The following is a 9,887-nucleotide window of genomic DNA, read 5'->3' as shown; positions in this document are numbered from 1 at the left end:
GGCTGGCGGAGAGACAGGGATTCGAACCCTGGGAACCCTTGCGAGCTCACTAGTTTTCGAGACTAGCCTATTCAACCACTCTAGCATCTCTCCGCGCCGTGGTAGGAAGCGTGGTGACCTATACTGGCTGGGCGAGGATTTCAACCACCTGAAATCGTCTGAAGATGACATTTGACAGCCGGTCCGCTTTGGTGTCTACCCCCGGTTCAGGCGCGGACCGGCGACGGTTTCGCGCATATTTCATTTCGATTTCATGCCGGAAGGATGAGACCCATGTTCGCGGTCATCAAGACAGGTGGTAAGCAGTACAAAGTTTCCGAGGGCGACACGATCGTCATCGAGAAGCTGGATGCTGAAGCCGGTAACGACGTGACGTTTGACAACGTCCTCATGCTGGGAAGCGGCGATTCCGTTACGGTTGGCGCGCCCCTCGTGGTCGGCGCCACCGTTTCCGCCGAGATTTCCGAGCACATGCGCGGTCCCAAGCTGATCACGCGCAAAAAGCGCCAGCGCCAGACATATCGCCGTACAATCGGCCACAAACAGCACCTGACGACCGTGACGATCACGTCGATCAATGCTGACGGCACCAAGCCAGCCAAGAAAGCCGCGCCTAAGAAAGCCGCTGCTCCGAAAGCTGAAGCTGCTACGCCCAAGGCTGAAACCGCTGTTGCCGAGGCTCCGAAGGCCGCGCCAGCAGCTGATGCAGCGACAGCCGACAATCTGAAAAAGATGACCGGTGTCGGCCCAGCCCTCGAAAAGAAGCTGAATGCTGCCGGCATCACGACGTTTGCGCAGATCGCGGCTCTGACGGCTGCTCAGATCACCGAACTCGAAGAACAGCTGAGCCTGACAGGCCGTTTCGAAAAAGACGGTTGGGTCGCTCAGGCCCAAGAATTCGCCAAGGACGCATAAGGGCGCTATAAGCCCTTCAGACAGGACAGGAGCACAGTATGGCTCATAAAAAATCAGGCGGCTCGTCACGTAACGGTCGCGACTCGAACCCGAAATACCTTGGCGTCAAGAAATATGGCGGCGAGCATGTCATTCCGGGTAATATCATCGTGCGCCAGCGCGGCACCCAGAAATATCCCGGCAAAGGCGTCGGCATGGGCCGCGATCACACGCTTTATGCGCTGACCGAAGGCAACATCGAGTTCGCCAAGAAGACCGGCGGCCGCATGTATGTAAATATTGTACCGCTCGCCAACGCAGCAGAATAGCGGCTGACAGCGCGGCCGCGGGAACGTGGCCGGATCGTATGTCGATCATTCCGAAGGGGAGGCAGGCCACTGCTTCCCCTTTTTCTTTGCCCTCCCCTGACCTTGTCCTGCCCCGAGGAGGCGATGATGAGTCAAGAGATCAGGACCGCGAGATTGCTGCTTCGCCCGGTGAGGCCTACTGATGCAGGCCCAATAACCGCCATCATCCAGGACCCGCGCGTGCACAGGATGCTGGCTCGGGTGGCACCCAACCAGTCCAAGGCGCAAACCCTCGCATGGATCGCAAGGCATGATGCCGGCGCGGCCCGCGATACCGATCATGTTCGGGCGATCGAGCTGGACGGTCAGTTGGTCGGCGTGACGGGCGCGAATCGCAGCGACACCAGTTCGCCCTTCGAGGTCGGATACTGGCTGGCGCCGCAAGCCTGGGGCAAGGGCCTCATGACGGAGGCTGTCGGCGCCTTGCTGGAATGGCTCGAACAGCGCGGCGAACGGGCCTTTGTGTCCGGTCATTTCGCGGACAACCCGGGATCGGGACGCGTGCTGCAAAAACTGGGCTTCATGAATGCCGGACGAAATCCGGTTTTCTGCCTCGGCCGGGGCGAAATGGTAGATCACTTGTACATGGCGCGGATCGCGCAAAACGCGTAAGAGAAACCGATGAAATTTCTTGACCAAGCCAAAGTCTATATCAAGTCCGGTGGCGGCGGCGCGGGCTGTGTCTCGTTCCGGCGTGAGAAGTTTGTCGAATATGGTGGCCCTGACGGGGGTGACGGGGGGCGCGGCGGGGATGTCTGGGCGGAAGCCGTGGACGGCCTCAACACGCTGATCGACTATCGCTACCAACAGCACCACAAGGCCAAGCGCGGCGGCCATGGCATGGGTAAGCAGCGCACAGGCGCCAAGGGCGACGACGTCACGCTCAAATTGCCGGTCGGCACCCAGATATTCGAGGATGACCAGGAAACGCTGATCGTTGACCTGACCGAATTAGGCCAGCGCGTGTTGCTGGCGACCGGCGGCAATGGCGGCTGGGGCAATCTGCGATTCAAATCATCGACCAACCAGGCCCCGCGCCGGGCGAATGCCGGCGAGGAAGGCGAAGAGCGCTGGCTCTGGCTGCGCCTGAAGCTGATCGCGGATGCCGGCCTTGTCGGACTGCCAAATGCCGGCAAGTCGACCTTCCTAAGCGCTGTGACTGCCGCCAATCCCAAGATTGCCGACTATCCGTTCACGACGCTGGACCCAGGTCTTGGTGTCGTCGATCTCGGCCCGAACACGCGCTTCGTGCTAGCCGATATTCCGGGCCTGATCGAAGGCGCGGCAGAGGGCGCGGGACTGGGACACCGGTTCCTGGGACACGTCGAACGCTGCAAGGTGCTGCTGCACCTGATCGACTGCACGCAGGACGATCCGGCAGGCGCCTATCGCACGATCCGCAAGGAACTTGAGGATTACAGCCCGGAACTCGCCGAACGCCCGGAGATCGTCGCGCTCAACAAGATCGACGCGCTGAATCCGGAACTTGTCGCCGAACAGGCCAAGCAATTGAAAAAGGCCTATAAGGGCAAGCCGCTGCTGCTGTCCGGAGCCACGGGTGCCGGCGTACGTGAAACCCTGTTCGAGATCGTGAAACAACTCGGCATGCAGGCCGAGCTCGACGCCTCTGGAGACGACGAGTCATGGGCGCCCTGACTGGCAGACCGGGTCAGCTAGTGATGATGGTGCGGCTCTGTGTTCAGCCGCCCACACTTGCCGCACTTCACGATGACACCGTGCGCGTCATGGTGACCGACATTGACCAGGAGCTTGGTCTTGCAGCCGCCACAGCGATACGTCTCGTCCCCGCCGCCTTCGCGCACGGGCGTGCCGGCCGTGTGCTCAAGAATGTCCGCGCCGGCTGCGGCTTCGCGCGAAATCTGGATCATGTCGAATTGGGGCATGGAACGGGCCTTGTCGAAAAAGGGGCTGGATTGACAGCCCACACAGCACAAGGCGACAAAAATTACCAGCACAGGATTGGGGGCATCGCATGACAGACAGTCCTTTCCAGGCAGCCAGGCGTATCGTCGTCAAGACCGGCTCGGCGCTGATCGCAGACGGCGGCGCCGCGCGAACGGAATGGCTCGCACGGCTCGCTTCGGACATTGCGGACCTGAGGGCACGGGGCAAGCAGGTGATTCTCGTCTCGTCCGGCGCAGTGGCCCTCGGCCGGGTCGATCTCGGTTCGCCCTCACCTGCCCGGCTCGACCAGAAGCAGGCAGCGGCAGCCATTGGCCAGCCGCGACTCATGGCGGCGATGGCAGGCGCGTTTTCGCCGCATGGCATCACGGTTGGACAGGCGCTGCTGACCCTCAGCGACACGGAAATCCGGCGGCGCTGGCTGAATGCGCGGGCCACGCTCGATACATTGCTGGATGCAGGCATTGTTCCGGTGATCAATGAAAATGACACGGTCGCAACAGACGAGATTCGCTATGGCGACAATGACCGGCTGGCAGCGCGGGTGGCACAGATGATGGGAGCCGATCTTCTGGTGCTGCTATCGGACATAGACGGGCTCTACACAGCCGACCCGAATTCGGATCCACACGCGACGCACATCCTTGTTTTGACATCACTTTCAGCCGAACATGACGCGATGGCGACGGGCGCTAACCAGGCCTCCGGCGTCGGCTCGGGCGGCATGGTGACCAAGCTGACGGCAGCCCGGATCGCACATGCGGCGGGATGTTCAACGATCATCACGCGCGGCAACCGGGACCACCCATTGCGGGCCATCGAGGATGGCGCGCTGGCAACGCTGATCGTTGCGGACATTACGCCTGCGCGGGCCCGCGAGGCCTGGCTGATGGGCCATTTGAAGCCCGAAGGTACGATTCGGGTCGATGCCGGTGCGGCGCGGGCGTTGCAGGGGGGCGCCAGCCTTTTGGCCGTGGGCGTGACGGGTGTGGATGGGGTGTTCGAGCGGGGCGCTGCGGTGACGGTAAGGCACGATGGCGGCGACGTCATCGCCAAGGGCGTCACCTCTTACGGCTCTGCCGACATCCTGCGCATTGTCGGCCTCCAGAGCGAGGATGTGGAAGCGGCTCTCGGGTATCGCGGCCGCCCAGCGGTGATCCACCGGGACGACATGGTGCGCGTATGAGTGATGCCGGACAGATGGAAATCCGACCCGCATCAGTCGGTGACCTCGATGATCTGGTCCGCCTTGAAGAAGCCTTTCCCGAGGAAGACCGGTTCCCGCGGCGCACCTGGCGGCGATTGCTGGACGGCAATACAGTTTCGCATGTTGCGGTATCAGGCGGAACCCTTGTCGGGGCAGCGGTGTTGCTGTTCCGGACGGGCAGTCGGGTGGCGCGTCTATACACGCTGTCAGTGACCCCGGACCTGCGGGGCAAGGGCATCGCCCGGCAGTTGATGGCAGTGGGTGAAGCAGCTGCGGCCGAGAAAGATTATGACCGAATGAGACTGGAAGCGCGCGAATCGAACCAGCATGCTATTCTGCTATACGAGCGCAGCGGATATCGCGTAATTGCGCGCGTCGCTGGCTATTACCCGAATGGAGAGACCGCAGTGCGGATGGAGAAGCCCTTGGGCAGTTCGGCGAGTTCAGGCCGATGACCGATTGGGTCATACTCGTCGAATCGGCGAGCGATATTTCGCAGGCCGAGACACCCCACAAAGTGCTGCGGGTGAGTGATTACATCTCCAAGCCGGGCCTGTTTGCCGGGCGGCGGCCCTATATCCTCAACCTGTCGCGCTCCTATTCCTACCAGTCCGAAGGCTATTACGCGTCGCTGCTCGGCGAAGCGCGCGGTCACAGGGTGAGCCCGAGCGTTCAGACCATGGTCGAGCTGTCGGCCAAGGGGCTCTATGCTCACGCCCTGCCCGACCTTGGCGAACGGTTGCGCGAGGCGCGGGCCAGGGGCGCACCGGAAATAGACAGCCTGTTCGTGGCGTTCTCCAAATCCGAAGTGGCTGGCTATGAGCGCCTGGCGCGGGAAGTTTCGGACTGGTTCCGGACCCCTGCCCTGGAAGTGGAATTTGACGACAGTGCGCCCAGCGGTATTTCACGGGTGCGCATGGTATCGCCGCACAAGCTGAAGGATGCGCGTCGCGACTTCTTCCTCGAGTCGATGGCGACTTATACGAGCGGCCGGATCAGTGCCCCAAAGACCAAGGCCCCGGCCAAGTGGTCGCTCGCCGTGCTGGTCGACCCGAAGGAACAACATGCGCCGTCCAAACCGGCGTCGATCAAGCGGCTGGCCGATGTGGCCGCAAAGATGGGTGTGGAAGTCGAGATCATCGAGCCGTCGGACCTGACGAGCCTCGCCGAATTCGATGCGCTGTTCATTCGCGCGACCACCTCGATCGACAATTTTACCTATCGGTTCGCACGCCGTGCCGAGCAGGAAGGCATGCCGGTAATCGACGACACGCACTCGATGATCCGGTGCACGAACAAGGTCTACCTCAAGGAAATCCTGGAGAAGGCCGGCCTGCCGATTCCCCGGACCGAAATCCTCGACGAGAAAACCGACCTTGCCGTCGTATTCGAACGATTGGGGTCTCCGGTGATCCTGAAAACGCCGGACGGTTCTTTCGGCAACCATATGGTCAAGGCGACGTCACTGGACGAACTCAAGACGGCTGTGAAAGGCATGTTCGATGACACCGCACTGGTCATCGCGCAGGAATTCATGCCGACCAAGTTTGACTGGCGCATCGGCGTGCTGAATGGCGAGCCGCTCTATGCCTGCCAGTATCGCATGGCACGTGGCCACTGGCAGATCGTCAAGCACGCCCCCGGCGGCAAGACGACTGAAGGCGGATTCACGACGATGCCTGTGGAAGACGCCCCGCCCGATGTTGTTGATGTAGCCGTGCGCGCAGCGCGCCTGATCGGCGACGGGCTCTACGGCGTGGACCTGAAAGAAACCGACAAGGGCGTCGTGATCATCGAGATCAATGACAATCCCAGCATCGACCATGATGTCGAGGGCGCGGTGATGAAGGATGAAATCTGGCGCCGCATCATCTCGTGGTTCTCCACACGCCTCGAACAGCGCATGGGCCGCACCTGACAAGCGTCAGAACTTGAAGGCGCCCGACCGGAGCGATTCAAAGCGATCGTGCGTAAACAGCACGTATTCCTTGCGCTCGGGATGATACATCCAGATCGGGTCGGTCACTTGGTCCAGATTATAGCCTTCCTTGACCAGTTCGACCTTGCGGTACTTGAACGTACCGGTCGTTTCGGCGTCGCGCTGAACACGGATGAAAACCGGGATGGCATAAGGCGGCAGCTTCTCGCCGAGCGCCTTGTAGAGATTGTCATAGTCGACGTCGCCGTCAGTCGTGATGGCGGCCATGCCTGCCTTGCCATCATATCCTTGTATGGCCACGCCGTAGACATTGGCCGTGGCAATTCCCGACATGGCGGACAGGGCCTCGCCGACTTCGTTGGTCGAGACATTCTCGCCCTTCCAGCGGAAAGTGTCGCCGATCCGGTCGATAAAATAGATATAGCCGTCCTTGTCCTTGCGCATCAGGTCGCCAGTACGGAACCACATGTCGCCCTTTTCAAACACGTCGCGCAGGATCTTCTTCTTGGTCGCCAGCTCGTCATTATAGCCTTCGAACCGATTACGCACATCGTCACCAATCAGGCCAAGCGCTTCCCCTGGTTCATCCACATCAGTGCGAATGCAGAAGCCTTCAGCATTGCGGACGGGCTCTTCTGATTCGATGTCGAACTTCACGAACGCGATGTTCGCAAACTGCTTCTCCAGCCAGCCCGGAATACGGCCGACAGCGCCGACCTTGCCGTCAAAGTTCAAGAAACTGACATTGCCCTCAGTCGAGCCGTAAAACTCGCAGAGATGCGGAATGTTGAAGCGTTCGAGGAACGCGGCCCAGACTTCCGGGCGCAGACCGTTTCCGAATCCCGTCCGGATCATGTGGGCGCGCTCTTTTGGATGTGGCGGCTGGTTCAGCAAATAGCGGCAAAGCTCGCCGATATAGACAATGGACGTGGCGCCCTCATCGGTCGCCTCTTCCCAAAAGGCACTGGCAGAGAACTTGCGCCGCAGGATGATCGACGCACCCGTCATCAGTGCCTGGCCAACACCGCAGAGACCGCCCGTGCCATGATACAGCGGCAAGGTGAGATAGATACGGTCGCGCTCGGTGATATGGCACGGCGCGATGAAGGTGCTCATCATGCCCAGGGTGCGGGCACTGGTGAGCTTCGCAGCCTTGGGCAGGCCGGTCGTGCCGGACGTGTAGACATAGAGGCAAAGGTCGCGGCCGCGCAGGGCGGCGCGATGTTCGCGCGAGGGCCGCGTCGCCGGTACGCCCGCCAGTAGCGCATCGAGGTCACTTCCCTCGCCACCGCCCTGCGTCCAGACAGGCGGATTCGCGGTGAACAGGCTTTGCGAGTTCCGGATCACATCATCCTGTTCTGTTCCCGTGATGATGAATTTGGCGTCGGAAATATTGATGCAATGGGCAAGCGAGTCGCCTTCGAGGTTTGAATTGATGAGCGCCACGACAACGCCGATCTTGGACATGGCGTACCAGGTAGCGACATAGTCGGGCCGGTTCTCCATGAACAGCGCGACACAATCTCCGGCTGCAAGTCCCTGCTCGAGTGCCCAATTGGCGATGCGATTGGCACGGGCATCGAACTCGTCATAGGTGGTGAGCGTGCCCTCGAACCGGAAAGCGACATTGGCGCCATGCCTGTCGACCACCGCTTCGATACTGTCCGCGACCAGGTTTTCGGAATCCGGGCTGATGTCGCCAGTCCATTTTGTAAGTCCCCGAACGGCGAGGTAATATTTGATTTCACGGGCGAGCATGGAGACGAAATTCATGTAGGAGACATCCTCGGATCAGGTCAGGCGGTTCATTTCATATGAAAACCGCAGCGTGACAAGGTGAACGCGGGATCACCGGGATTGTCAAAGGGCGTTCGCCAGCCGGAACGCAAAGACGGGTTTGCAGGTTGTGGCGTCTCTGGTAGTTGCTGCGGATGCGAAGCGGAGGGTGCGCAATGTCTGATCCTGTCGGAGATCTTTTGGAATTGCTGGACATCGAGCGCCTAGAGCATGACCTGTTCCGTGGCCAAAGCCCGGACGAGCGTGCCAACCAGCGTGTCTTCGGCGGCCAGGTGATCGCGCAGGCGCTGGTGGCAGCCCAGCGTACGGTATCGGACGACCGGGCGTGCCACTCGCTGCACGCTTATTTTATCCGGCCAGGCGACCCTAAAGTACCGATCATCTATCAGGTCGACCATGCCCGTGACGGCGGCAGCTTCACGACACGCCGCGTGGTCGCGATCCAGCACGGCAAGCAGATTTTCAACCTGGCCGCCAGTTTCCAGATGCCCGAGGATAGTTGGGAACACCAGCACGACATGCCGGACGTGCCACCCCCCGAGGCGCTGAAAGGCCTGCGCGAGCGGCGAATTGAAATCGCCGACAACGTACCGGAAAAGCTGCGCCATGAATTTACCCGCGAGCGTGATATCGAGATGCGTGACGTCACCCCGCTGGACCTGTTCCACCCCGAACCGGCCAGCGACACGCACCAAGTCTGGTTCCGGGTCGCCCGGGAAGTCGGCGACGATCCCGCGCTGCACCTATGCCTGCTGGCCTATGCCTCTGACATGAGCCTGCTTGGCACCGGCAATCGCCCCCACGGCCTGACTTGGTTCGATCCGAAGCTGATGTCGGCGAGCCTGGATCATGCGATCTGGTTCCACGCGCCGGTCAGGTTTTCCGACTGGCACCTTTATGCGATGGACAGCCCCTTTGCGGGCAGCGGACGAAGCTTCAACCGGGGCAGCATCTATAATCAGGACGGAAAACTGGTCGCCAGCGTGGCGCAGGAAGGCCTGATGCGGCAGAAAAAGCCGAAGAGCTGAGCTTTTCAGCCGTTGCGTCTGACAATATCGCCCTGTTTGAGTGGGATTTTCGCGTCCGCAGCAAATCTGTTGCGAATAACAGCTGAAAAGGGCTTGCGCCCGGCGGCGCTCCCATTATTACGGGACTCCGGAGCGTAGCGCAGCCTGGTAGCGCATCTGGTTTGGGACCAGAGGGTCGGAGGTTCGAATCCTCTCGCTCCGACCATTTTCTCAGCGGGCAGAACCCCCGCACTTCTTGAGATTTCCCTGTAAATACCAGCCCCTCCACGCGGAAGTCGCACCTTTCTGCTTTGCGACTAATTCGGACAAAGCCGGACAAATTCCGACTTCCCGAGGTGGCTTGGGTGGCTCAGGGCTTGAAAGCCGCCGTCTTCAGACTCGAAAGAGAGCAAGAAGACATGGCCAATAACAGACTCAAACTCACCCAAACCAATGTTCAGCGCCTTATCAGGGCGCATGACGGGGCGACAAAGGTGCGCCACTGGGACACGGAGGTCCCGAAACTGTTCCCGGCCATCACGCCGAATGGCTGTGCAGCCCACAAGCTCCAGATTGTGAAACCCGACGGCAGCAAGACGAACGCGAAACTGTGTAGATATGTACAATTCAGCGAGACACCTTCTTTAATATCCCCGCTGGGGAAGGAAGGTGGTTTCAATGAACAGCGATCAGCGAGAGATTGGGCGTAAACTTCGGGTATTGGAGCATGCCGACAGAAACGGTAATGTGAG

At 60.5% G+C, this 9,887-nt stretch carries 10 protein-coding genes and 2 tRNA genes; 9 read left to right on the top strand and 3 right to left on the bottom strand.

Going from position 1 to position 9,887, the window contains the following annotated elements:
* Positions 1-3: 3 nt before the first annotated feature.
* Positions 4-93, bottom strand: a tRNA-Ser gene (locus ACESNB_RS07360).
* 180 nt (positions 94-273) lie between these two features.
* On the opposite strand from ACESNB_RS07360, the gene ACESNB_RS07355 reads away from it, so the two are divergent.
* The 4 genes from ACESNB_RS07355 (at position 274) to obgE (ending at position 2,918) form a co-directional block, all read left to right on the top strand.
* Positions 274-915, top strand: coding sequence for a 50S ribosomal protein L21 (locus ACESNB_RS07355; RefSeq protein ID WP_373005831.1), 642 nt, complete (start codon positions 274-276; stop codon positions 913-915).
* Between the two features lie 38 nt (positions 916-953).
* A complete protein-coding gene (gene rpmA / locus ACESNB_RS07350; RefSeq protein ID WP_340693601.1) occupies positions 954-1,223 on the top strand; it encodes a 50S ribosomal protein L27 in 270 nt (89 codons plus the stop codon).
* A 123-nt stretch (positions 1,224-1,346) separates the two neighbouring features.
* Entirely contained in the window at positions 1,347-1,874 is a 528-nt protein-coding gene (locus ACESNB_RS07345; protein ID WP_373005828.1) for a GNAT family N-acetyltransferase, read from the top strand.
* 9 nt (positions 1,875-1,883) lie between these two features.
* Complete coding sequence (obgE, locus tag ACESNB_RS07340) at positions 1,884-2,918, top strand: GTPase ObgE (protein ID WP_373005826.1); 1,035 nt, start codon at positions 1,884-1,886, stop codon at positions 2,916-2,918.
* 17 nt (positions 2,919-2,935) lie between these two features.
* On the opposite strand, the gene ACESNB_RS07335 is transcribed toward obgE, so the two are convergent.
* Positions 2,936-3,166, bottom strand: coding sequence for a hypothetical protein (locus ACESNB_RS07335; protein WP_373005824.1), 231 nt, complete (start codon positions 3,164-3,166; stop codon positions 2,936-2,938).
* 89 nt (positions 3,167-3,255) lie between these two features.
* Here ACESNB_RS07335 and proB point away from each other — a divergent pair, with 89 nt between their 5' ends.
* The 3 genes from proB to ACESNB_RS07320 are packed head-to-tail and all read left to right on the top strand — an operon-like array spanning position 3,256 to position 6,310.
* Complete coding sequence (gene proB / locus ACESNB_RS07330) at positions 3,256-4,371, top strand: glutamate 5-kinase (RefSeq protein WP_373005822.1); 1,116 nt, start codon at positions 3,256-3,258, stop codon at positions 4,369-4,371.
* Positions 4,368-4,847, top strand: coding sequence for a GNAT family N-acetyltransferase (locus ACESNB_RS07325; protein WP_373005820.1), 480 nt, complete (start codon positions 4,368-4,370; stop codon positions 4,845-4,847). Before proB ends, ACESNB_RS07325 begins: the two co-directional genes overlap by 4 nt.
* The gene (locus ACESNB_RS07320) at positions 4,844-6,310 is read left to right on the top strand and encodes a RimK family protein (RefSeq protein ID WP_373005818.1); all 1,467 of its coding nucleotides are present in this window, start codon (positions 4,844-4,846) and stop codon (positions 6,308-6,310) included. Before ACESNB_RS07325 ends, ACESNB_RS07320 begins: the two co-directional genes overlap by 4 nt.
* 6 nt (positions 6,311-6,316) lie before the next feature.
* Here ACESNB_RS07320 and ACESNB_RS07315 read toward each other — a convergent pair whose 3' ends face one another.
* Positions 6,317-8,104 (bottom strand): long-chain-acyl-CoA synthetase, encoded by a 1,788-nt coding sequence (locus ACESNB_RS07315; RefSeq protein ID WP_373005816.1) that lies wholly within the window; start codon positions 8,102-8,104, stop codon positions 6,317-6,319.
* A 179-nt stretch (positions 8,105-8,283) separates the two neighbouring features.
* Here ACESNB_RS07315 and tesB point away from each other — a divergent pair, with 179 nt between their 5' ends.
* Together tesB and ACESNB_RS07305 are read left to right on the top strand one after the other, a co-directional pair.
* The gene (gene tesB / locus ACESNB_RS07310; RefSeq protein ID WP_373005814.1) at positions 8,284-9,156 is read left to right on the top strand and encodes an acyl-CoA thioesterase II; all 873 of its coding nucleotides are present in this window, start codon (positions 8,284-8,286) and stop codon (positions 9,154-9,156) included.
* 128 nt (positions 9,157-9,284) lie between these two features.
* Positions 9,285-9,361: transfer RNA gene (locus ACESNB_RS07305), tRNA-Pro, on the top strand.
* Positions 9,362-9,887: the final 526 nt, after the last annotated feature.

It is taken from the genome of Hyphomonas sp., assembly GCF_041689225.1.
GTDB lineage: Bacteria > Pseudomonadota > Alphaproteobacteria > Caulobacterales > Hyphomonadaceae > Hyphomonas.
The sequence above is the reverse complement of the archived record's forward strand: the minus strand, read 5'-3'. Positions and strand labels throughout refer to the sequence as shown.